At 73.2% G+C, this 22,658-nt stretch carries 22 protein-coding genes; 10 read left to right on the top strand and 12 right to left on the bottom strand.

Annotated elements, in window-relative coordinates; genetic code table 11:
• Positions 1–76: 76 nt before the first annotated feature.
• The 3 genes from ABEA93_RS10250 to cobG form a co-directional block, all read right to left on the bottom strand.
• Positions 77–1,657 (bottom strand): precorrin-2 C(20)-methyltransferase, encoded by a 1,581-nt coding sequence (locus tag ABEA93_RS10250; RefSeq protein ID WP_345675070.1) that lies wholly within the window; start codon positions 1,655–1,657, stop codon positions 77–79.
• A 117-nt stretch (positions 1,658–1,774) separates the two neighbouring features.
• Positions 1,775–2,401, bottom strand: a complete 627-nt coding sequence (locus ABEA93_RS10245) for a precorrin-8X methylmutase (protein ID WP_345675069.1) — start codon at positions 2,399–2,401, stop codon at positions 1,775–1,777.
• Between the two features lie 62 nt (positions 2,402–2,463).
• On the bottom strand, positions 2,464–3,777 hold the full coding sequence (cobG, locus tag ABEA93_RS10240) for a precorrin-3B synthase (protein ID WP_345675068.1): 1,314 nt from the start codon (positions 3,775–3,777) through the stop codon (positions 2,464–2,466).
• A 100-nt stretch (positions 3,778–3,877) separates the two neighbouring features.
• On the opposite strand from cobG, the gene ABEA93_RS10235 reads away from it, so the two are divergent.
• A complete protein-coding gene (locus ABEA93_RS10235) occupies positions 3,878–4,378 on the top strand; it encodes a Fur family transcriptional regulator (RefSeq protein WP_345675067.1) in 501 nt (166 codons plus the stop codon).
• Here the strand turns inward: ABEA93_RS10235 and ABEA93_RS10230 are convergent.
• From ABEA93_RS10230 to ABEA93_RS10220, 3 genes are read right to left on the bottom strand one after another with little or no spacing between them, the layout of a single operon-like run.
• On the bottom strand, positions 4,375–4,797 hold the full coding sequence (locus tag ABEA93_RS10230) for a PIN domain-containing protein (protein ID WP_345675066.1): 423 nt from the start codon (positions 4,795–4,797) through the stop codon (positions 4,375–4,377). The genes ABEA93_RS10235 and ABEA93_RS10230 overlap by 4 nt on opposite strands.
• Positions 4,794–5,012 (bottom strand): hypothetical protein, encoded by a 219-nt coding sequence (locus tag ABEA93_RS10225; protein ID WP_345675065.1) that lies wholly within the window; start codon positions 5,010–5,012, stop codon positions 4,794–4,796. The genes ABEA93_RS10230 and ABEA93_RS10225 overlap by 4 nt, the downstream gene beginning before the upstream one ends.
• A gap of 53 nt (positions 5,013–5,065) precedes the next feature.
• The gene (locus ABEA93_RS10220; protein WP_345675064.1) at positions 5,066–5,317 is read right to left on the bottom strand and encodes a hypothetical protein; all 252 of its coding nucleotides are present in this window, start codon (positions 5,315–5,317) and stop codon (positions 5,066–5,068) included.
• A 154-nt stretch (positions 5,318–5,471) separates the two neighbouring features.
• On the opposite strand from ABEA93_RS10220, the gene tsaD reads away from it, so the two are divergent.
• The 3 genes from tsaD to ABEA93_RS10205 are packed head-to-tail and all read left to right on the top strand — an operon-like array spanning position 5,472 to position 8,148.
• Positions 5,472–6,530, top strand: a complete 1,059-nt coding sequence (gene tsaD, locus ABEA93_RS10215) for a tRNA (adenosine(37)-N6)-threonylcarbamoyltransferase complex transferase subunit TsaD (RefSeq protein WP_345675063.1) — start codon at positions 5,472–5,474, stop codon at positions 6,528–6,530.
• Between the two features lie 5 nt (positions 6,531–6,535).
• Positions 6,536–7,570, top strand: coding sequence for an aminoglycoside phosphotransferase family protein (locus tag ABEA93_RS10210; protein ID WP_345675062.1), 1,035 nt, complete (start codon positions 6,536–6,538; stop codon positions 7,568–7,570).
• 44 nt (positions 7,571–7,614) lie between these two features.
• Positions 7,615–8,148: a DUF1697 domain-containing protein gene (locus ABEA93_RS10205; RefSeq protein ID WP_345675061.1), complete on the top strand. Its 534-nt coding sequence runs from the start codon at positions 7,615–7,617 to the stop codon at positions 8,146–8,148.
• A 16-nt stretch (positions 8,149–8,164) separates the two neighbouring features.
• Here ABEA93_RS10205 and ABEA93_RS10200 read toward each other — a convergent pair whose 3' ends face one another.
• The 3 genes from ABEA93_RS10200 to ABEA93_RS10190 form a co-directional block, all read right to left on the bottom strand.
• Positions 8,165–8,704 (bottom strand): DUF5134 domain-containing protein, encoded by a 540-nt coding sequence (locus ABEA93_RS10200; RefSeq protein WP_345675060.1) that lies wholly within the window; start codon positions 8,702–8,704, stop codon positions 8,165–8,167.
• Positions 8,705–8,775: 71 nt separating this feature from the next.
• Complete coding sequence (locus tag ABEA93_RS10195) at positions 8,776–9,438, bottom strand: response regulator transcription factor (RefSeq protein ID WP_345675059.1); 663 nt, start codon at positions 9,436–9,438, stop codon at positions 8,776–8,778.
• Positions 9,435–10,787, bottom strand: coding sequence for a sensor histidine kinase (locus ABEA93_RS10190; protein ID WP_345675058.1), 1,353 nt, complete (start codon positions 10,785–10,787; stop codon positions 9,435–9,437). The genes ABEA93_RS10195 and ABEA93_RS10190 overlap by 4 nt, the downstream gene beginning before the upstream one ends.
• Positions 10,788–11,065: 278 nt before the next feature.
• Here ABEA93_RS10190 and ABEA93_RS10185 point away from each other — a divergent pair, with 278 nt between their 5' ends.
• The 3 genes from ABEA93_RS10185 to ABEA93_RS10175 all read left to right on the top strand — a co-directional run bounded on the left by ABEA93_RS10185 (position 11,066) and on the right by ABEA93_RS10175 (position 15,033).
• Positions 11,066–11,827, top strand: a complete 762-nt coding sequence (locus ABEA93_RS10185) for an ABC transporter ATP-binding protein (protein WP_345675057.1) — start codon at positions 11,066–11,068, stop codon at positions 11,825–11,827.
• A complete protein-coding gene (locus tag ABEA93_RS10180) occupies positions 11,824–14,424 on the top strand; it encodes an FtsX-like permease family protein (RefSeq protein WP_345675056.1) in 2,601 nt (866 codons plus the stop codon). Before ABEA93_RS10185 ends, ABEA93_RS10180 begins: the two co-directional genes overlap by 4 nt.
• A gap of 84 nt (positions 14,425–14,508) precedes the next feature.
• Positions 14,509–15,033, top strand: a complete 525-nt coding sequence (locus ABEA93_RS10175) for an NUDIX domain-containing protein (RefSeq protein ID WP_345675055.1) — start codon at positions 14,509–14,511, stop codon at positions 15,031–15,033.
• A gap of 9 nt (positions 15,034–15,042) precedes the next feature.
• Here the strand turns inward: ABEA93_RS10175 and ABEA93_RS10170 are convergent, their stop codons facing one another.
• A complete protein-coding gene (locus tag ABEA93_RS10170; protein WP_345675054.1) occupies positions 15,043–15,603 on the bottom strand; it encodes a YceI family protein in 561 nt (186 codons plus the stop codon).
• Between the two features lie 347 nt (positions 15,604–15,950).
• Between ABEA93_RS10170 and ABEA93_RS10165 the strand changes: the two genes are divergently transcribed.
• From ABEA93_RS10165 to ABEA93_RS10155, 3 genes are all read left to right on the top strand, one after another.
• Positions 15,951–17,234 carry a hypothetical protein gene (locus tag ABEA93_RS10165; RefSeq protein WP_345675053.1) on the top strand — a complete coding sequence of 428 codons (1,284 nt, stop codon included), beginning with the start codon at positions 15,951–15,953 and terminating at the stop codon, positions 17,232–17,234.
• 117 nt (positions 17,235–17,351) lie between these two features.
• Positions 17,352–18,365: a serine hydrolase gene (locus ABEA93_RS10160; protein WP_345675052.1), complete on the top strand. Its 1,014-nt coding sequence runs from the start codon at positions 17,352–17,354 to the stop codon at positions 18,363–18,365.
• 55 nt (positions 18,366–18,420) lie between these two features.
• Positions 18,421–19,236, top strand: coding sequence for an enoyl-CoA hydratase-related protein (locus ABEA93_RS10155; RefSeq protein ID WP_345675051.1), 816 nt, complete (start codon positions 18,421–18,423; stop codon positions 19,234–19,236).
• Between the two features lie 9 nt (positions 19,237–19,245).
• Here the strand turns inward: ABEA93_RS10155 and ABEA93_RS10150 are convergent, their stop codons facing one another.
• Both ABEA93_RS10150 and ABEA93_RS10145 read right to left on the bottom strand, forming a co-directional pair.
• Complete coding sequence (locus ABEA93_RS10150; RefSeq protein WP_345675050.1) at positions 19,246–20,154, bottom strand: LysR family transcriptional regulator; 909 nt, start codon at positions 20,152–20,154, stop codon at positions 19,246–19,248.
• Positions 20,155–20,348: 194 nt separating this feature from the next.
• The gene (locus ABEA93_RS10145; protein ID WP_345675233.1) at positions 20,349–22,547 is read right to left on the bottom strand and encodes a terpene synthase family protein; all 2,199 of its coding nucleotides are present in this window, start codon (positions 22,545–22,547) and stop codon (positions 20,349–20,351) included.
• Positions 22,548–22,658 lie beyond the last annotated feature (111 nt).

The raw sequence follows: 22,658 nt of genomic DNA, 5'->3' as shown, positions 1-22,658 counted from the left end.
CCGCCGCAAAACCGGTGGGACGTGATGGCGCTCATGGCGCGCCCACTGTCCCACGCCCGCCCCCTGCCGCCGTGGTTCACGCCGGGTAGCGGCGCGGCGTGTAGACCCCCGTCGTCCCGTCCGGGCGGGCGTACGTGCGGGTCGTCGACGCGCCGACGATCAGCATCGTGCGCATGTCGACGATCTCCGGGTCGAGGTCGCCCAGCGCCACGATCCGCACCGCCTCGGTCGGGCCGCCGACGTCCCGCGCCACCACGACCGGCGTCGCCGGGTCGCGGTGTTCGAGGAACAGGTCGCGGGCGTCCGCGACTTGGTGGCGGCGCGTCTTCGACGCCGGGTTGTAGATCGCGACCGCGAGGTCGGCTTGCGCGGCGGCGGTCAGGCGGCGGGCGATGACGTCCCATGGCTTGAGCCGGTCGGACAAGCTGATCACCGCAAAATCGTGTCCCAGTGGCGCACCGGCCCGCGACGCGACGGCCTGCATCGCCGACAGCCCGGGCACCACGCGCACCGGCACGGGGCTCTTCGTCTCGTCCGCGGCTTCCAGCACCGCCGACGCCATCGCGAATACCCCGGCGTCGCCGCTCGACACCACGGCCACCCGGGCGCCCGCCTCGGCGAGCGCCAGCGCGTGCCGGGCGCGTTCCGCCTCGACGCGGTTGTCGGTCAGGTGGCGGCGCTGCCCGGGGCGGGGCGGTACGCGGGAGACGTACGGGCCGTACCCGACCAGGTCGTCCGCGGCGGCCAGCGCGGCATGCGCCTCCGGCGTCAGCCATGCCGGGCCGGCCGGGCCGAGGCCGACGACGTCGACCGAGCCGAGGATGCCGGTGGGTGCGGGGACCGCGTACTCCGCCACCGGCTCGACCGGCGTACGGTTCGTCGCAAACGGGGTGCCCGGCGATGCCGACGGGGCCACCACGAGGGCGAAGTAGGGGACGGATCCGGCTGCCACGTCCGGGAGTTGCTCGATCCGCTGACGGTCGGTCGTGGCCCGCTCGACGTACCACGTCCGTTCGGCGATCCCGGCTTCCTCGAACGCGGCCCGCACGTCCGGGAAATGCCGCTTGCCGAGCTTGATGACCGCCGCCGAGTCCGACGTACGCAGCCGGGCCGCGAGCACCTCCGCGGGCAGCGTGCCCGGGAGGATCGTCAGCACCTCGTCGTGCTGCACCAGCGGCCGCCCGAGCACCGCGGCCGCGCCGCTGACCGACGTGACACCCGGCACGACCTCGGCGGGATAGCGGTCGGCCAGCCGCTCGTGCCAGTACATGTACGAGCCGTAGAAGAACGGATCGCCCTCGCACAGCACCGCCACGTCGCGCCCCGCGTCGAGGTGCGCGGCGATCTCGGCGGCGGTGGTGTCGTAGAACTCGGCGAGGGCGCCGTCGTAGCCGCCCGGGTGGTCGGTCGTGCCGGTGGTCACCGGGTACTCCAGCGGCAGCCGTACCTGACCGTCGTTCAGGTAGCGGCCCGCGATGGTGATCGCGACCCCCGGGGCGCCTTTCTTGACCGGGTACGCCACGACGTCCGCGGACGTGATGATCCGGTGCGCCTTGAGCGTCATCAACTCCGGGTCGCCGGGCCCGAGTCCGACACCGTACAACCGCCCGGTCGGCGGCACGGCGGAAACGGGGGCGGGCGGGGCGGACTCGGTCACAGGGGTCTCCGGGGTCGAGCGGGGGACGTGCGGATGCGGGGGGACGTGGGGGAGCAGGGACTTCGCGGTAGGGCGGGCGGTGTGGCGGGCGGCGCGGCGGGTCGCGGTTCCGGTGGCCTATTCCTTCTCGCTCGCCATCGCGTTGAGCGCGGCGGCCGCCATGGCGCTGCCTCCGCGGCGGCCGTGTACGACCAAGTACGGGATGTCGCGCGCGCGTTCGGCCAACGCCTGCTTGGACTCGGCGGCGCCGATGAAGCCCACCGGAACGCCGACGATCGCGGCGGGCCTCGGCGCACCCGCGTCCAGGACTTCGAGCAGCCGGAACAGCGTCGTCGGCGCGTTGCCGACGGCGACGACGGCGCCGTCGAGGTCGTCGCCCCACAGGTCGACGGCCGCCGCACTGCGGGTCGTCGCCTGCGCTGCGGCGAGTTCCGGTACGCGCGGGTCGGACAGCAGGCACTTGACGTCGTTGTCCCGCGGCAGCCGTGCGCGCGTCACTCCCGAGGCCACCATCTGCGCATCGCACAGGATCGTCGCCCCACCGCGCAGCGCGGCACTCGCGGCCCGTGCGACGTCCGGGTGGAACCCGATGTCCTGCGGGAGGTCGGTCATGCCGCACGCGTGGATCATGCGGACGACGACCCGCGACACGTCCTCGGGAAACCGCGCGAGGTCCGCCTCGGCCCGAATCGTCGCGAACGAACGGCGGTAGATCTCGGCGCCGTCTTTGATCCAGTCGTCCACAGGGGGCCTTTCGGGGAGACGGGTAAGAGCAGGGGAATTCCACAGGCCTGACGGAGAGCCGCTCAGCGGTCAGGCGGGGGGAAGCCGGCAAGGGTCGCGGCGGCGGCCTCAACGCCCGCGGAGACCTCCGCCGACGCACCGACGACGGTGACCTCGGCGGCATTGCCGTGCGTGATCGCGGTCGCCGCTCCGGCGGGCTTTCCGCAGGCTCGTTCGCACGCGGCGAAGTGGACAGAGGTGCGGGGAAGTTCCTGGCAGTCGGGCAGCCGGCGAGGGGGGACCGCTGCCGGACCGTCATGCCGCGTCGCGGCCACGCCGCCGGCCTCCGCGAATGCCCGCGCCAACCCCCGGACATCCGCCGCCGCCCGGCGGCACTCGCCGACGCCGCTGCACGCGCTGATGCCCCGCCAGGGCGAGTCCGGGTCGGCGGGCACGTCGATCGCGGCCAGCGCGGCAATCACGTCGGCCACCTGCGATGCCGGTACGTCTCCGACGACGATGCCACGCCACGGGGAAACCCGGAGGCGGCCGTGGCCCGGGGCACTCACCCGGTCGGCAAGGTCGGCAAGCGCGATGAGCTGACGCGACGTCAAGCGGCCGAGCGGGACGAGCGCGGAGACGGCCCAGCGGCCATCGGTTTGCCGGTGGCGACCGAGCTTCGGGCCGGCGCGCCGGGGTTCGGGTGCCGTGGGGGTGCCGCCCAGTGCGTTCGCCACCTCCTCGGCGGCGCCGGGGAGTTCGCGGACATGCCAAGCGCTGCTGTCGGCAGCCGCCCGCAGCCGCAGAAAGGCTTTGGCCGCCGCGAGCGCTACTCCCGGTGCTTCGGCGGCGGTCGCGCGGAGTCCGGTGTCGGTCCCCCCGACCCACAGCGCGACAGCGCCTGGGCCGGCGGCGACCAGGGCCACGTCGTGCCGACGCGTCGCCACCGGGAAGCCCCCGTCGTCGACGGAGAACAGGAATCTCCCTGGAAGTGCGGCGAGTTCGGGTATACGGCACAACGCGGTGTCCAAAGCGACGACGATCGCCTCGCCGTCGACCAGCGCGCCCGGGTCCCGGCCCGCGAACGGCGACGCGACGATGTTCCGGACCCGGTCGTGGGTCCGCGACGGCAGCAGCCCGGCGGCGGCGAGGCGCGGCGCGAGGGCGGTGACGCCGTCGGGGGTGAGGCCGCGGAGCTGGAGGTTGGCGCGGACGGTCAGGTCGACGTGGCCTTTGCCGAGCGCGTCGGCGCACGCGGCGAGCGTGCGCGCCGCGGCGGGGGTGAGCCGGCCGCCGGGGAGGCGGACGCGGGCGATCAGTCCGTCGTCGGCGGGCGCGGCGTCGAGCGCACCGGGGCAGGCGTCGGCGCGGTCGCGGACCACGGGTGTGCCGTCCATGCGCTGCTCCCTCCGGTGTGCGGTGCGGGCCTTCGCCGTGAAGGCTTCCGGCGCCCGGCCCGGATCGCCGGGTGGCGGGCTACATGCAACACTGTTGCATATGGACCCCGCATCGCCACACCCCACCCCGGCGCAAACCGTCGACGAAGCGGTCCGCCGGATCCGCGCCCACGGCGAGCGGGTCACCGTCGCGCGCACGGCGGTTCTGCGGGTGTTGGCCGACCCTTCGGCTCCCGGCTACCTGACCGCGGACGGCATCTTCGCCGAGGTCAACCGCGCGGCGCCGGGGGTGCACCGCACGACGATCTACCGCGCGCTGGACGCGCTCGAACGGCTGGGGCTGGTCGTCCAGACGCGCATGGGCCAGGACGCGGCGGCCTACCGGTTGGCCGGTGAACTGACCGGGGAGGACGAGACGTTCGTCCACGTCCGCTGCAACGTCTGCGGCACGGTGACACGGGCCGCGGGAGACCTGCTCGACGACGCGGCCAAGCGCCTGGCGGACGACTCGGGCTTCAGACTGGACCCGATGGGGGTGGCGCTGACGGGAGTGTGTGCGAACTGTGCGACGACCCCCGCCAGCAGACGTGCTGCGCCTTAGGACACGGACCCGCGCACGGCGATCCAGCGGTGGGGCTGGCCGGTGACCTTGGCGATGGTTTCGAAATCGGCGTCGTAGTGCAGGAGCGTCAGCCCGAGGAGCTGGGCGGTCGCTGCGACCAGCAGGTCCACGACGCCGGGGCCCTGATGCCAACTGCGCTCACGCAGCATGCCCTGGACCTGCTTGGCTCGTCTCACAACACCGTCGGGATCGACGGTCCATGTGAGCGCATTCAGCAGATCGCGTTCCACGAACGCCGGATGGGCGCGGTCGCTCATGCCGTGGACGAGTTCGAGTTGGGTATATCCGCTGACGCCGACCCGACCCTTTTCGACTACCTCGTTCCACTCGCGCGCAACTGCTGCATTGCGGACGAGCCGGTGGCAGGCGCTCGCGTCGATCAAGTAGCTCTCGCTCACGCCGGCCGCTTCTCCCGGACGTTCTCCGTGAACAGGTCGCCATCGGCCGCCATCTGCTGCATCCGCTGCAAGGCGGCGCGGCGTTGGTACACGGCGCCGATGGCCACGGTCACGGCCTCGAGCAGCGTCTCCTCGTTGCCCTCGGTGCGCATCAACGACTTTGCTTCGGCCAAGACCGCTTCGTCGATGCGAATGGTGATTTCGACTTCGGCCATCTGCCCCTCCATGTCACAAGTGGTGCGGCTCTCGCCACAGAACGTAGCAACATTCACGCATGGCCCAAACCATGATGTTGCTGTTCGCTCACCGTTCCACTCAATCCGGTGAGCCACGCGGCCAGTTCGGCCCGGCCGGACATCGAGGGGCCGCACAGCGCGGCGACCTGGGCGTCCGACAAGCGGTTCGGGGTGTCGACGGTCATGCGGGCGAGTTCGTTGACGACGGCGAGCAGGCGTTCCGCGTCCGTGTGGTCGAGAAAGGTCGCCGAGGCGTGGCGGCTCAGGGTGGTCGATCCGGGCATTGGACGTCTCCCTCGATGGCGCTGGAGTTGCCCCTCGCTCCACGCTACGCCGATCGGGGGACCGCGGCCCTGCGGTGGCGGCCCGCTAATCTTGCCCCGGTGCGGCGCAGGAGCCGCGGTTTCCCAGGGTGAGGGCGGTGTCACGGTGGGTCCGGTGGTTCTCGGGATCGAGACGTCGTGCGACGAGACCGGGGTCGGGCTGGTCCGGGACGGGGTCGTGCTCGGGCAGGCGGTCGCGTCGAGCATGGACGAGCACGCCCGGTTCGGCGGTGTCGTGCCCGAGATCGCCGCCCGCGCGCACCTGCACTCCGTCACCCCGGTGGTCCGTGCCGCGCTCGCCGACGCCGGCCTCACGCTCGCGGACGTCGGCGCGATCGCCGTCACCGCCGGCCCGGGTCTGGCCACCGCGCTGCAGGTCGGGGTCGCCGCCGCGAAGGCCTACGCGCTGGCGCTGGACGTGCCGCTGTACGGCGTCCACCACCTCGCCGGGCACGTCGCCGCCGCCACGCTCGACGGCGAGCCGCTGCCGAACCCGTCGATCGTGCTGATCGTCTCCGGCGGCCACACCTCGCTCCTCTACGTCCGCGACCTCGCCACCGACCCGATCGAGCACCTCGGCGACACCGTCGACGACGCCGCGGGGGAGTGCTTCGACAAGGCCGCGCGCGTGCTCGGGCTGCCGTACCCCGGCGGCCCCAACGTCGACCGGGCCGCCAAGACCGGCAACGCGAAGGCGGTCGCCTTCCCGCGGCCGATGACCGGGCCGCGCGACGCCGCGTTCGGGTTCTCGTTCTCCGGGCTCAAGACCGCCGCGGCGCGGTGGGCCGAGGCGGAGCGGCGTGCCGGGCGCGAACCCGCCGTCGCGGACGCCGCCGCGTCGCTGCAGGAGGCCATTGCGGACGTGCTGACCCGCAAGGCGGTGGCAGCCTGCCGGGCCCGCGGGGTCGACACCCTCGTCGTCGTCGGCGGGGTCGCGGCGAACTCGCGGGTGCGGGCGCTCGCCGAGGAGCGCTGCGCGGCCGCCGGGATCGCGTTGCGCGTGCCGCCGCTGCGGCTGTGCACCGACAACGGGGCGATGACCGCCGCGGTCGGCGACCTGCTGATCCGGGCCGGACGCCCGCCCGCGCCGCTCGATCTGACGATCGACCCGTCCGCGCCCCTCGTCGACGCCCTGCTCCAGCCGCGTCCCGCCGGCCTGCGCGCCGCGAGCTAGCAACCGTGCGCGCGGACTGGAAGCCGCCGCGGGCTTTCCGCGACACGATCAGCAGCCTGTACGGAGCCGAAGGCCGGGCCTGGCTGGCCGGGCTGCCCGCGCTGGTCGGCGCGTACGCGGACGCCCACGGGTTGACCGTCGGCGAGCCCTATCCGCTCTCCTACAACTTCGTCGCCTCCGCCGACGCGGCCGACGGCACCGGCCACGTGGTCAAAGCCGCACCGCCCGGCGCCGAGACCGCCGCGCGAGAGGCCGCCGTGCTCGCCGCCTGGCAGGGCCGCGGCGCGACGCGGCTCCACCACCACGACCCCGACGCCCGGATCATGCTGCTGGAACGCGCCGAGCCGGGGTACACCGCCGAGACGCTCGCCGACGCCACCTGGCCGCCGCGCGCCGCAGCACTCGGCATCAAGGCGGACGACGCCGCGGCCACCCGGGCCCTGGCCGCCTCGATGCGCGGCCTGTGGCAGCCGGCCCCCGAAGCCCTCGCGGTGCCCGGCACCACCGACACCGTCCGGATTCCCGAAGTCGTTGAGTACGCCGAGGACTTCGACTGGTACGCGGACACCCACCCCGCCGCCGGGCCCCTCGACCCCGACCTCTTCGCCGCCGCCCGCGGCCTCTTCCGCGACCTGGCCTCCGCCCCGCACGCCGGACTGCTCCTGCACGGCGACCTCCACCACGGCAACCTGCTGCACGCCACCCGCGACGGCGCCCCGGCCTGGCTGGCGATCGACCCCAAGGGGCTGCGCGGCGACCCCGGGTTCGACACCGCGGTCATGCTGTGGAATCCGGGGCTGCTGCCGAGCCGCTCGACCGGCTGCGGTGCCGCGCGCATTCTCGACAGCCGGATCGGCGTGCTCGCCGAGGAACTCGACGGCGCGGTGCCGGGCGCCGATCTCGGCCGCGACATGCTGACGATGTGGGGGTTCGTCGTGGCGGTGCTGTCCGCCGTGTGGGACGTCCAGGACGCCACGCTCCCCGAGTCCGGCAAGCCGGAGGTCATGCACGTCGCCTGGATGCTGTACTCGTCGCTCTGACCACCGGCACGACCTGCCGCACGGCCCCCGAAAGGACGCCCCCTGTGACCCGCTTCGTCGCGCTGCTCCGCGGTATCAACGTCGGCGGCAAGAACAAGATCCCGATGGCGGAACTCCGCGCGATGCTCGACGGGTTGGGCTATGCCGAAGTCGCCACGCTGCTGCAGAGCGGCAACGCGGTCTTCCGGGCCGACGCCGCCGATCCCGCCACGGTGTCCGCCGCCGTGGAAGCGGCGATCACCGAGACCTTCGGCGGCAGCATCCGCGTCATGGTCCGCACCGGCGCCGAGATGCGCGCGGTCGTGGACGCCAACCCGCTCGACGTCGGCCACCCGTCGAAGTTCCTGGTGACGTTCTTCGCCGAGCCCGTCGACACCGCCAAGCTGGCCGACGTCGACGCCGCCGCATATCCGCCGGACGAAATGGCCGTCACCGGCCGGGAGATCTACTACAACCTGCCGCGCGGCATCAACGAAGCCAAGCTGCCGCTCGTCGTCGAACGCAAGCTGAAGGCGGGCGGGACGGCGCGCAATTGGAACACGGTGACCAAGCTGGCGCTGATGGCGGACGAGGACTGACCGCGCGGCAAGGCCGCTACGCCGCGAAAGCCATCACCGCCATCGACGTGATCATCGCCGTCGAACACGCCGACGACACCGATGGATTCGCGCAGCCGTCGAACCGCGGACCGGACGCGGGCACGGCCGCGTAACGGCGGTACTCGGCGGTGGCCAACGCCACGCGGGCCGCGAACCACACGGCAAGCAGCGCCGCATACGGCGGCACCCACCACGTCGAATCCGCGCCGCCCCCGTGGTGCGCGTGCCCGCCGCCGTGCACGGCCGGCATCAGCAGCGTGAGGACGCCCATCGCGTACAAATCCAGGGCCGCGGCGGCCCGGCCCGCCCCGCGCCGCGTCCCCGGACGCCCCAGCGCCCAGGCGGCGCCCACGCCGAGCAGCAGCATCCAGCCCGCCGGCCCCAGCGGATCGCGTTCGGGGAGTGCCATCGCGGCCATGGCGGCGGCCATGAACAGATGCGGCAGCCACGCCCGCACCCGCCCGCGGCGATGGAGGTACGCACCGGCCAGACCCGCGGCGGCCCCGAGCACGGCGGCCAGGCTGTGGACGTCCATGCCGGGATGCTTTCCCCGCCGACCGCCGGTTTTCCCTCGAACGGGCTTAGTGAGAAGCCGAATTGCCGGATTCAGCGGCGCCCCGGCCGGACCAGCCCGGTCTCGTAGGCGAACACGACCAACTGCGCGCGGTCCCGGACGGCAAGCTTCACCATGGCGCGGCTGACGTGCGTCTTGGCGGTCAGCGGGCTCACCACCAACTGGTCCGCGATTTCCTCGTTCGACAGGCCTTGGCCGACCAGGCCGACGACCTCGCGCTCGCGGCCGGTCAGGAGTTCCAGGCCCGGGGTCTGCGCGGGCGGGGTGGCCTGCGCGCTGTACTCCTCGATGAGGCGCCGGGTGACGCCGGGCGACAGGAGCGCGTCGCCGGAGGCCACGGAGCGTACGCCGCGCACCAGTTCGGCCGGCTCGGTGTCCTTGACCAGGAAGCCGCTGACCCCGTGCCGGAGCGCCTCGAACACGTACTCGTCGAGGTCGAACGTGGTGAGGATGATGACCCGCGTCGCGGTCAGGTCCGGGTCCGCGGTGATCCGGCGGGCCGCTTCCAGGCCGTCGACGCCCGGCATGCGGATGTCCATGAGCACGACGTCGGGCCGGTGTTCGCGGACCGCGGCGAACGCCGCCTCGCCGTCGGCGGCCTCGGCGACCACCTCCATGTCCGGCTGCGCGTCGATCAGCGCCCGGAATCCGGCGCGGACCAGCGCCTGGTCGTCGGCGAGGACCAACCTGATCACGCGGCACCGTCTCCCTCGTGGGCGTCCGCGCGGCCGTCCCGCGCGTCGCCTGCATTGTCGCCGGTGACCGGCAGCACGGCCACCACCCGGAAGCCGCCACCGGGACGGGCGCCGCTGGACAGCGTGCCGCCCAGGGCACTTGCCCGCTCCCGCATGTTGCGCAGGCCGTGGCCGCCGGACGTGCCCGCGGCCCCGGTGGGCCCGCGCCCGTCGTCCTCCACGGCGACCCGCAGTGCGCCGCCGCCGTCCGCGAGCGACAGGCGCACGGTCACGTGCGCGGCACCGGAATGCCGCACCGCGTTCGTCACCGCCTCCTGCACGATGCGGTACGCGGCCAATCCGACCGGTCCGGGCAGGTCCCGCACCGCGTTGTCGCGTTCCAGCCGCACCGCGAGATGCGCGGTCGAGGCTCGTGACACCAGATCGTCGAGGTCGGCGAGTCCTGCGGTGGGCGTACGCGGCGCCGACTCGCCCTCGCCCTTGAGAATCGCCAGCACGCCCCGGAGTTCGCCGAGCGCTTCCCGGCTCGCCTGCTTGACCGCGGTGAGCGCGGTGCGGGCCTGCTCGGGGTTCGCGTCCATCAACTCCAGGCCGACCGAGGCCTGCACGTTCATCAGCGAGATGTGGTGGGCGAGCACGTCGTGGAGTTCGCGGGCGATGCGCAGCCGCTCCTCGCCCGCGCGGCGGCGTTCGGCCTCCTCGCGGGCGGCCTGCTCCTCGGCGGCACGCTGCCGCTCGGCGGCCACGTACGCCCGCCGCACCCGCACGACCTCGCTGAACGCGGCGAGCACCATCAGCCATGCCGCGACCCCGCCCGCCCAGGCCGCGCTCGGCGGCTCGTCGTCGCGCACCCACGGCACGATCCAGCCTATGACCACGTAGCCCGCGACCAGGACGACGTAGGACACCGTCCGGCAGCCCGCGGTCATCGCGGTGAACAGCGCGACGACCAGCGACAGGTACACCGGGCCGGGCGGATAGTCGCGCAGCGCGTACACCAGCGGAGGCAGCACCGACGCGATCAGCACCGGCACCGGGTAGCGGCGCCGCACGAGCAGCAGCAGCGGGCCGATGCACGCCAGCACGATCGCCAAGGCGTCCAGACCGCGCAGCCCGGCGGTGTGCCGCTGGCCGCGTGCCGCACCGAACGTGCCGGCGATCTGCAGGGCCCCCAGGAACACGGACAGCAGCACATCGCGCGGCAGCCACGCCAGCGGCGGCGGGAAACGCGGACCGAACAGCCGCGGACCGAACGGCGGACCGCCGGCGTCGGCCGGCCGGGCACCGCCCGCAGGCCTGCCGTCCGGATCGGGTTCCGCCTCGGGGAGGACTCGGGACGTTCTGCTCACCTTCGCCACTCTAGGGCGCGCGACCTGCGGCTTCCGTCCCGCGCACGGCGGCATCGCCCGGACTCCGCACGGCGCAGCCGGCCCACGCGGACTGCTCCCCGGGGAGTACGCCGGACACCCCCGCGGCAGACCCGCCGCCTCCGCCGGGAGACCGCCACGAGCCTCCCGCCGCCGGACGATTCCGCACCGCCGCACGACAAGGCTGGAGGCATCCAAGGCGGCCCGGTCGCACGACCGGAAAACCCGCCTCCCGCCCCCTCTCATCCGGGAGCCCTGTCATGTCCGGTACGTCTCCCCGGTACGCCGCATGCGTACGGAACGGCGTGCGCGCCTACGGCGCGGGCGCCACCGAAGTCCGCGCCCTCGACGACGTCACCGTGGGCTTCACCCCCGGCCGCTTCACCGCGGTCATGGGCCCCTCCGGGTCCGGAAAGTCCACCCTCCTGCACTGCCTGGCCGGCCTCGACACCCTCACCGGCGGCCAGGTGCTGCTCGGCGACACCGACCTCGGCACGCTGTCCGACAAGCAGCTCACCCGGCTGCGCCGCGACCGCATCGGCTTCGTGTTCCAGGCGTTCAACCTGCTGCCCACCCTCACCGCGGGCGAGAACATCACCCTGCCCGCGTCCCTCGCCGGGACCCGGCTCGACCCCGCGTGGGTCGACCGCGTGGTCGACGCGGTCGGCCTGCGCGACCGGCTCGGCCACCGGCCCGCCGAACTGTCCGGCGGCCAGCAGCAGCGCGTCGCCGTGGCCCGCGCCCTGGCCACCCGGCCCGAACTGATCCTCGCCGACGAGCCCACCGGCAACCTCGACTCCCGCAGCGGCGCCGAAGTCCTCGCGCTGCTCCGGGAATCCGTCGACACCCTCGGCCAGACCGTGCTCATGGTCACGCACGACCCGGTCGCGGCCGGCTACGCGGACACCGTGGTGTTCCTCGCCGACGGGCGGATCGCCGACCGCATGGACGCGCCCACCCCGGACGCCGTCCTCGACCGGATGAAGGCCTTCGACGCGGTCAAGACGGGTGTGCGGTCATGAGCACCACGACACCGGAAACACCGGGAACACCGGGAACACGGACCAAGGAACTTCCCCGACTCGGCGTCGGCAGGCTGACGCTGCGCAACCTCGCCGCCTACAGGCGCCGCATCGCGGGCCTGATGGTCGCGGTGCTGCTCGGCACCGCGTTCCTGTCCGGCGCGCTCATCCTGTCCGACACGCTCAAGTCGTCCGTCACCGGCCTGATCCGCGACAACGGCGCGGGCACCGACGTCGTGGTCCGCAACGCCACGGACGTCACCGACCAGCCCGGCACCAGCCGGGCGGGCATCCCGGCGGGCGTCGCCGACGCCGTCCGCGGCGTGCCCGGAGTGGCCGCCGCCGAACCCGTCGTCGTCGGCTACGGCCAACTCGTCGGCAAGGACGGCGACATGCTCACCGGCAACGGGCCTCGCCTGGCCGGGAACTGGATCGGGGACCCGGCGCTCAACCCGTACAAGCTGGCGAACGGCCATGCGCCGCGGACCGCGGACGAGGTCGTCGTCGACCGGGCCTCCGCGAAGCAGGGGCACCTCAAGGTCGGCGACCGCATCACCGTCCTGACGCCCGCACCGGTGCCGGTCACCGTCGTCGGCATCGCCACCTTCGGAGACGCGGACGCGTTCGGCGGCAGCTCCTACACCGCCTTCAGCCTCGACGGCGCCCGCGCGCACATCGCCCGCGACCCCGGCCAGGTCACCTCGGTGTCGGTCAGGCTGAACGGCCAACCCGACAAAGCCGCGCAGGAGTCCGCCGCGGCGGCGATCCAGCGCGTGCTGCCGCCGGGTGTGCAGGCGACCCCGGGCAGCGAGGCGACGCAGGAGCAGGTCGACGCGGTGTCGGACGGGTTCCTCACCATCTTCCGGACGTTCCTGTCCGCGTTCGCGGCCATCGCGCTGGTCGTCGCGGCGTTCTCGATCAACCACACGTTCTCCGTGGTCACCGCGCAGCGTATGCGCCAGGCCGCGCTGCTGCGGGCGCTCGGCGCGTCACGGCGGCAGATCCGGGCGCAGGCGCTCGCCGAGGCGCTGGTGATCGGCGTGACCGCGTCGCTGCTCGGGCTGGCCGCCGGGGCGGGGCTGGCGGTCGGGCTCAAGGAACTGTTCTCGGCGTTCGGGTTCGCCTTCCCGATCAGCGGCATGACGTTCCGCGGACAGGTCGCGGTGATCGTGCTGCCCGTCGGCATCGTCGTCACGCTGGTGTCGGCGCTCGTCCCCGCTGTCCGCGGCTCGCGTGTCGCGCCCATCGCGGCGCTGCGGTCGACCGCGGCGGAGGACGCGGGTATCCCGCGGCGCCGGACGGTCGGCGGGTCGGTCCTGTCGGCCGCGGGCATCGCGGTCGCGGCCACCGGATCGGCGGCCTGGGTGTTCGGAATCGGCGCGCTGCTGTGTCTGGCGGGCGTACTGATGGTCGCGCCGGTCGTGGTCCGGTTCCTCGGGGGGCTGCTGACCGCGCCGTTCGCCCGGCTGGGCGCCGGGCCGATGCTGGCCCGCGGGAACGTGCTGCGCAGCCCGCGCCGCACGGCGGGCGCGGCGACCGCGATGGTCGTCGGTATTGCCGTGGTCACCGTCGTGGCGATCTTCGCCGCGTCGCTCAAGCAAGGTGCGGAGGGGGAGACCCGCGACACCGTGACCGGCGACTTCGTGGTCGCCACCAGCACCGCGGGCTGGGCGAGTTCCGGACACAGCCCGGAGCTGACCCGGCGCATCGGCCGACTGCCCGGCGTGGACGCGGTGGTCGGCATGCAGCGCGGCAACGCGCTGGTGGACGGGGCGAGCAAGCAGGTCATGGCGGTGGACACCGGGCGGCTCGACCGCGTCCTCGATCTGGGGCTCGACGCGGGGACCGCCACCGGCCTGGGCCCGGACCAGATCGCCGTGGCGGACTCGGTGGCGTCGGACCGCGGCTGGCGGGTCGGGACCGCGGTGCCGGTCGTCTACCCCGACGGCGCGCGGGCGTCGCTGACCCTGGCCGGGATCTACACGCGCACCACGGTGACCGGCGACTACCTGATCGACCGTCAGGCCTGGGCGCCGCACTCGGTGGCGGACGTCGACGCGATGGCCGTGGTCGGACTCGCCGACGGGGCGGCGGCCAAGCAGGTGAAGGCCGAGATCACGAAGGCCGCCGCGGCGTACGGCAATCCGCCGGTGCGTGACCGCGACGCCTACATCGACGCGTCCCTGGCCATGGTCGACCAGTTCGTCACGGTGGTGTACGTGCTGCTGGCCCTGGCGTTGCTGATCGCGCTCGGCGGCATCGCCAACACCCTTGCGCTGGCCGCCCACGAACGACGCCGCGAACTGGGCCTGTTGCGTGCGATCGGTGCGGAACGCGGCCAGGTCCGGGCCTCGCTGCGCTGGGAGTCGGCGTTCGTCGCCGTCCTCGGCGCGCTGACCGGGCTGGCGCTCGGCGCGTTCCTGGCCTGGGCGGCAGTCGGCGTGCTTGCCGGAGACCAGCCGGTGCCGTACCGGGTTCCCGCCGGGCAGCTGGCGATCCTGCTGGCCTCCGGGGCCCTGGGCGGACTGCTCGCGGGGACGCGGCCGGCGGCGCGGGCCGCCAAGCAGGACATCCTCGGGGCGGTGTCGGCACCGTAACCGAAGGGGTGGTGCCAGTAACGTCGGTGCGGGCGGCCCTGACCCGGGCGGCCCGCATCGGCGTGGGAAGGCACGGTGGGCACGGTGGGTGTGGACCAGGGCGAAGGGGTCGCCGATCCCGAGGTTCCGCAGGACGTCAAGGACTTGGTGGCGGACTTCCCGGCGGCGCCGTACTCGGCCGCGGTGGTGGTCACCGACGCGGCCGGTCGGCTGGTGGTGGTGAACCCCGCCTACAAGGACGGCTGGGAGCTGCCGGGCGGGATGGCCGAGGAGGGCGAGGCGCCGCACGAGAGCGCGGCCCGCGAGGTCGCCGAGGAGATCGGGCTCGACCTGCTGATCGGGCGCCTGCTGGTGTGCGACGTGACGTCGGCGGCCGTGTACGGGCGCCCGGTCCTGCACTTCGTCTTCGACACGCGTCCGCTCACCGACGCCGAGGTCCGCGACCTGCGCGCGGTCGACCTCGAACTCGTCGGCGCCGCCGCACTGCCGCCGGACGACGCGCTGGCCGCGCTCCACCCGCGGGTGGCCCGGCGGGCGGCGGTGGCGCTGGAGATGCGCAGGTCGGGCGGCACGGTCTACCTGGTGGACGGCCGCCCGACCGCGGAATGAGCAGCCTGGTCAGCCGGCGAGCGCGGCCTGGATCTCCAGCTCGATGCGCACCTTGTCGGCGATCGCGAGCGCGCCCGACGGGAGCGACATCTGCGGGCCGACGCCGAAGTCGCTGCGCAGGATGTTCGCGACCGCGCTGAAGCCGGCCTTCTCGGCGCCGGACTGCGGGTCGGTCTGGGTGCCGTTGTAGGCCAGCGTCAGCTCGACGGACTTGGTGACGCCGCGGAGCGTCAGGTCGCCGGACAGGACGTACTCGTCGCCCGCGACCTGCTTGACGCCGGTGGACGCGAAGACGACGGTCGGGTGGGCCTCGGCGTCGAAGAAGTCGGGGCTGAGGAGGTGCCCGTCGCGCATCTCGTTGAGCGTGGTGACGGACGCGATCGCGATCTCGGCGCGTACCGACGCGGCCAGCGGGTCGTCGCCGACCGTGATCTCGCCGGAGAACTGCCCGAAGGCGCCGCGGACACCCGCGAGGCCGAGGTGCCGTACGGTGAACGAGACCGCCGAGTGCACCGGGTCGACGACCCAGGTGCCGGCCGCGAGTTCGGGGCGCTGGAGAGCGGTGGTCATGCGGAACTCCCTGGAGTGATGGGGGGAAAACGACGGCGCGGGCCGATGCCGGGGAGGAACCCGCGGGTGCCGGTCGTTGTGAATTCAACCATCGAGTCGTTGTGTGTTCAACAATTTGGTGGAATCTTGAGGGTGAATTCACCGGGGACGGCGGCGGGCGGCACCGCCGGCGGCGGGTGAACGGGGCGCGCGAGTCGGGCCGACTCGCCGGAGGGCGGCGTGGCGCGGCTGGGCCGGGCGGGTGAACTTCCCGCCGGGGTGCGGCGATCGGGCGGATCGGAGGGGCGGTCGCCAGGCAACGATCTTGTAACGTCGACGGCCCGACATCCCCCGAAAGGAGCCGTGGCATGCGTACGCGCGGCAGGGCGGTCCTGGCCGCCGCAACGGCGGCGGTCACGCTGACCCTCGCCCACCCGGCCGGACCCGCCTGGGCAGGCAACTCCCGTGCCCAGGAACCCGGTTGGCATGTCTGGCCGCTCGGCTCCGGGCAGGACGACCAGGAACTCCGCGCGGTCGCGGCCCTCGGGCCCCGCGATGCGTGGGCGGTGGGCTATCAGGGCGATACCGGCGGCGGACCGCCGATCGTCCAGCACTTCGACGGGACCGCATGGCGCAACGTCCCGGTGTCCGGCCACGACGGCAAGGGCCAGTTCGACGCGGTGCTGCCGGTCGGACCGCACGACGTGTGGGCGCTGGGGCACTGGAACGACGCGGCCGCGTACAACGACCGGGCGCTGGCGATGCACTTCGACGGGCGGACGTGGCGCGAGACGCCGGTGCCGGCGACGCCCGCGAACGTGTCGGCCTACGCCTTCGGTGCGGCGGCGCTCGGGCCGTCGGACGTGTGGATGGTCGGTGCGACCGCGGTCGACCGCCTCGACGACGCGAAGCCCTTGGCGTACCACTGGGACGGGCAGGCGTGGACGGATGTCCCGACCCCGGACACCGGCGGCCATGCCCTGCTGTTCGCGGCCGCGCCCGACCGCACCGGCGGCGTGTGGGCGGTCGGCGTCGCCTACGACGCGAACGGCACCGGGCGGCCGCTGGCCGAGCGCTGGGACGGCCGGGCGTGGCGGATCGTGGACGTGCCGCACGACGCCGACAAGGCGTACAGCCTCGAAGGCGTGACGGTGCTGGCTCCCGACGACGTGTGGGCGGTCGGAAGCGTGAGCACGGCCGTGGGCGCGTCGCAGCCGCTGGCCTACCACTGGGACGGCCGGACGTGGACGCGTGCCGCGATGCCCGCGGTCGACGGAACGCTGCACGGGGTGTCCGGCGAGCGCGGTGACGTGTGGGCCGTGGGCGAGCGGGCCGATGCGGCGAACAAGGCGCTGACCATGCGCTGGGACGGCCGCACGTGGCAGGAAGTCGCCGCCGCGCCGGAGGCCGGGGTGTCGCTGTTCTCGGTGGCCGTGGTGCCGGGCGCCCGGCCGGGACGGGCCTCGGTGTGGGCGGTGGGATCGACCCTGCCGAGCCTGCACCTGCCGTGGCACGCGGTCATCGAGGGTTTCGGCGCGGCCCCGGCGTCGGGGCCGATGGTGTCGGCGCCCACCGGGACCGGGACCGGCAGCGCGGCCGGGACCACGGTGCGGGCGGCGCAGCGCGCGGGCCGGGTGGCCGTCGGGCGCTGACGCTTCGGCGGTATCGCTCGAACGGCCCGGTTTGAGGTGCGGGGCGGCTGGTGATTCTCAGCCCCTGTCAAGAGTCCCCTCAGCCTCTCTCCAGGTCCGGTTGCCACCGTGGGTGTCATGAGCAGCAGGCGTACCACCCGCATCGGCAACGCCAACCGTATGCACCCCTCCACGATGCTGTTGGCCGCGATCATCGCGCTCATCGTGCTGCTCGCGGGGCTGTTCCTCACTCCGTGGGGCCGGGTCGGCGGATCCAGGACCGCCACCGCCGCGGCGACTCCGCCGACCGCCGCCGCCCCGGCCCCGACCGCGACTCGGACCCCGACGGCCACCCCCACCGAGAGCCCCCGCGCATCCGCGGCCGAAACCGCCCAGCAACGCGCTCTTCCCGCCGCCACCACCGTCGACCTCGACGCCTCGCTCGCCGCCGCCCTGCCCACCACCGCCGGGGGCAACCTGACCGTGGCGGTGCTCGACACCGTGTCCGGCCGTCGGGCCACCGCCGGGGCGACGGGGCACATGTACGCGACCGCCAGCATCGTCAAGGTCGACATCCTGGCCGCGCTCCTCCTCGAAGCGCAGCAGCAAGGCCGCGGCCTCACGGCCGACGAACGCGCCGGCGCCACCGCGATGATCGAGAAGAGCGACAACGACGCCGCCGACGCGCTCTGGACCGACATCGGCGGGGCCGCCGGACTCAACGCCGCCAACACCGTGTTCGGCCTCACGTCCACCACTCCCGGCACGGACACTTACTGGGGTCTGACCACGACCACCCCCGACGACCAGCTCCACCTCCTCACCGCCGTCACCTCCGACAGTTCGGCCCTGAACGGCGACGCGCGCGCCTACCTGCTCGACCTCATGGACTCCGTCGACGCCGACCAGGCCTGGGGTGTCTCCGCCGCCGACGAGGCCGGGCCGACCGCGCTGAAGAACGGCTGGCTGCCGCGCAGCGACACCGGCCTCTGGGTGGTCAACAGCATCGGCCGGGTCACCCGCGGCGGCCGTGAGCTCCTCGTCGTGGTGCTGTCCGACGGCCAGGGCTCGATGGACGCCGGGGTCGGCCAGGTCGAAGCCGCCGCCAAAGCGGCCACGTCCGCCCTGGTGACGGCGCTCGCCTCGGCATAGCGGAGCCAAGTAAGTTGACTTCGTCAAGTTAAAGCGCGACAGCGGAGGCGCCCCCATGGCGGACACCAAGGACAGCTCGGACGGCGCGGACGGCTCGACCGCCAAGGCCGGCTCGGACACCCCCACCGTCACCCACGCCCGCCACGGCCGCGTCCTCGTCATCTCCCTCCGCCGCGAGCACAAGCGCAACGCCGTCGACCAGCAGATCAGCGACGGCATCGAAGCCGCCCTCGACGTGCTGGAGAACGACCCCGATCTGTGGGCGGGGATCCTCACCGGCACCTCCACGGTGTTCTCCGCGGGTACCGACCTCTCCGCCGGCTACGCACCCAAGACCGAGCGAGGCGGCCAGTACGGCATCATCCGCCGGCCCCGGACCAAGCCGCTCATCGCCGCGGTCGAAGGCCTCGCGCTCGGGGGCGGGTTCGAGATCGTGCTCGCGTGCGACCTGGTGGTGGCCGCCCGCGGCGCCCGGTTCGGGCTGCCGGAAGTGCGCCGGGGACTGCTGGCGAACTGCGGCGCGATCTTCCGCGCCCCGCGCACGCTGCCGCTCAACGTCGCGCGGGAACTCCTCGTCACCGGCGACCCCGTCGATGCCGAACGCCTCCACGGGCTCGGTGTCGTCAACCGCCTCGCCGACCCCGGCCACGCCCTCGACGCCGCCTTCGAACTCGCCGAGCGCATCTGCCTGAACTCGCCCACCGCGGTCTCCCAGACCCTCCAAGCCGTGGAGCGCGCCGTCACCGCCGACGACGACCTCGGCTGGCAGGCCACCGAGGACGGCTTCCGCACCGTCACCGCCTCCGCCGACGCCCGCGAAGGCCTCACCGCGTTCCTGGAGAAGCGCCCGCCGCAGTGGACCGGCCGATAGCCGGGCCGCTCACTCCTGCGGGATCCCCTTCGCCAGCGACACGGCCTCCGCCGCCTCGGCGAAGGCCCGCACCCGGTGCAGCTCGCCCGCGCCGCGCCACACCAGGCCCCACCGGATCGGCGCGGCGTCCGAGATCGGGATGTAGGTGATGCCGGGCCGCACGTAGAAGTCCTTGGCGTGCTCCGAGACGAACGACACCTCCGGCCCGGTCACCACCGCGGCGAGGATCTCCTGGAACGTCGTCGCCCGGTCGCCGCGCGGGATCGCCCGCCCGCTCCGCGTGTGCCGCGGCGCGTGTGCGATCTCCCAGTACTCCGGCACCTCCGGCCGGTCGACCCCGATCACCCGCTCGTCGGCGATGTCCTCCAGCGACACCGTCTCCCGCCCGGCCAGCCGGTGCCGCGACGACACCGCGAGCACGTTGCCCTCCCGCACCACCACCGGCCCCACCCGCAGATCCGGCTCCCGCACCGGAAGCCACACCACCGCGACGTCGATCTCGCCCGCGCGCAGCGCCCCGAACGGGTCGCTGAAGTGGATCTCCCGGATCTGCACCTCGCACTCCGGGTGCCGGTCGGTGAAGGCGTCGATGACATCCAGGATCAGGTGCCCGAGCGCGCCCATGATGCCCAGCCGCAGCGTCCCGCCGACGCCGTGCGCCGCGTCCCGGGCCCGGTCCAGAGCCGCCTGGATGCCGTCGTACAGCGGCCGCACCTCGGCGTAGAGCCGGGCGCCGAGCGGGGTCAGCCCCACCCGCCGGCTCGTCCGCTCGAACAGCGGCGCGCCGATACGCCGCTCGACCTTCTGGATGGCCTGGCTCACCCGGGCCGGCGACACGCCTATCTGCTCGGCGGCGCGCCCGAAGTGCAATTCCGAGGCGACGGCGAGAAAAGCCTCCATCTCGTGGCGTTCCAGCACGCTTCCCCCCTCGGTGTGACCGGCCGGGACATACGCACCCGGGCCGCGGACCGCGATTCTCGCATCCGCGGCGCCGTGCCGCGGAAGGGGAGCCACCCACGTCACCGCACCCTGCCCGGGGCCGCGCGGCACCCCGGCGCGGCCGTGCCCCGGCGGCCTCCCATCCGCCGGGGCACGACGACCGCGCCGACCCGTCAGCCGACCGCCTGCATGCGCTGCAGCATCGCCGGGATGCGGATGCCCGACGTGCCCAAGCCCGTCGGCCCGTCGACGTACGTCGCCGCCGGCACCGCCTCCGCGGGGGCGAAATGCCGCCGCAGCGACTCCTCGTCGTACCGCTTCACGTTGCGGTGCCAGTGCAGGATCCCCGACATCCAGTTGCGCAGGTCGTCCACGTACGCGTCGAGCGCCTGGCGTGAGCCCGCATCGAACTGGAAGTCGTCGTACAAGACCGGGAGCTCGTGCGAGACGACGTGCTGGAATTGCCGGATCCGCTGGTTCACCAGATCACCGACGATCCGCACCGCCGTCGGATAGTCGCAGCCGAAGAACTGCTCCACCACCAGCACCGCGTTGTGGATCTCGCCTTCGAACTCGACTTCCTTCTGGTACGAGAACAAGTCGTTCATCAGCGCCGCATAGTCCGCCGCCGAGTTCTCCAGCGACTGGATCGGCCCCGACCGGAACACTTCTTCCGGCAGGTCCGCGTGGCTGTACCGGGCCTGAAGCTTCGTCAGGTCCGAGCCGAAGGTGTGCCGCCGCATCTCCACGTAGTCGACCGGGTCGGGCACCCTGCGGTGCTGCAGGTTGGCGACCTCCCACACCCAGGCTTCCATCATGCTGCGCAGCGACTGCCGGAGATTGCGCCGCTTGACCTCGTCCAACGGGGCCGCGGTGCGCTGCCACACGTCGGCGAGCGCGCGTTCCATCGCGGTGCCCGGTTCGGGGCCCGGGGTGCCGTCGAGGGTGAGCTGGGCGAGCAGCCGGTCGGTGGCGGCTTTGGCGCCCGCGACGTCGCCCATGCTGCCGTACACGGCCGCGTAGTAGTCGTCTCCGTACGTCCCCCACGTCAGCCACATCGCCGAGGTGTCCAGCTCGTCCGGAGTGGCGTCCGGATCGATGCCCGCCGAGCACAGCGCGAAGTCGAAGTCGCGGAGCTTGGCCTCCGTCCAGATGTGCGAACCCGGGTCGCCCGGACTCGGGTCGAGCAGGCCCATCTCCTTCGCCCACGCCACCGAGTTGTGCAGCGCCTGTTCGTGGTGCGGGCTGATCTGCACCGGATACGGCATCTCGAACTCGGGCAGCAGGCTCGGTCCGACCGCGTGCGGCGCGTGCATGCGCCGCTGGATGCGGCCCAGCGTGGCCACGATGTTCGCCGCCGACATGCCGAACCCGGACGGCAGGAACGGCGCCGCCGGGTCGCCGCCGACGACCGCGTTCTTGTTCATGTAGCGGCTCGACCGCATGTGCCATTCGTGGCCGCCGGACTGCCAGTCCTGGAGGCCCTTGACGTACGCCAGCACATCCGCCGCCTGCTTGGCGTCCATCCCGTACTCGGCGAACAGCGGCCCGAGTTCGGTGAACACGGTGTCCTCGAACTGCTGGAGCCGGGACGTCAGGAGGTCGTTGACGGCATCCGCGGACTCCTGGGTCCCGCATGCGAAGAACGTCTCCAACACCAGGACACCGTTGCTGAGTTCGCCTTCCTCCCGGGTCTCCCGCTCATACGAGAACAGGTCGTTGCGCAAGTGCACGGCGTCCGAGAACGACTCGCGCAGCACCCGCAACGGCCGCGATTCGGCGATCGCCGCCGGGACTTCCGCCCCCACCGCGAATTCCACGAGATTCGCCGACCACGGAGCCCCGCCGACCTTCCGGCGCATCTCGATGTACTCCACCGGATTGGGGATCCGGCCCGCATTGATGTTCGACAGTTCCCACAGCGATTCGTTGAGCAGATTCGCGGTGTGCTCGGCGAAGCGGGCCCGCCATTCCGCCGACATCGACGGTACGGTGCGCATCCACAGGTCCTTGAGCCCGGCCTCCACCGGGTTCGTCGGCTCCGGCGTCTCGGCGCCCGGGTCGAGCGGCATGAACAGCGGCATCCGGTCCAGATAGGCCTTGCCGCCCGCGCGGTCCTCGGTGCGTTTGAACACTTCGAGGAAGTGGTCGTCGAAGAAGAACACCCACGTGTACCAGTCGGTGACCAGCGACAAGTCCGGCCCCGACGTGTCCGGATGCGTGTAGGCGCACAGCAACGCGTAGTCGTGCGCGTCCAAGTCCTCCCCGGTCCAGACTCCCGAACCTTCCAGCATGCCCATCTCCCGGGCCCACGCCTTGGTGTGCGCCCGTGCTTCGTCGACATGCGGGTTCAGCCGTGCCGGATACGGCATGTAGAAATCCGGCAGTTCGAACGGCTGCTGCGCCACGAATCCCCCCTCGAAATTCCCCCGTGTCCGCCTCCCGGTCGCCGGGGGATTACCCGGGCGCTTCGGGCGGTATCC

It is taken from the genome of Yinghuangia aomiensis (assembly GCF_039542225.1).
Taxonomy (GTDB): domain Bacteria; phylum Actinomycetota; class Actinomycetes; order Streptomycetales; family Streptomycetaceae; genus Yinghuangia; species Yinghuangia aomiensis.
This window is presented reverse-complemented; position numbering and strand designations above follow the sequence as displayed.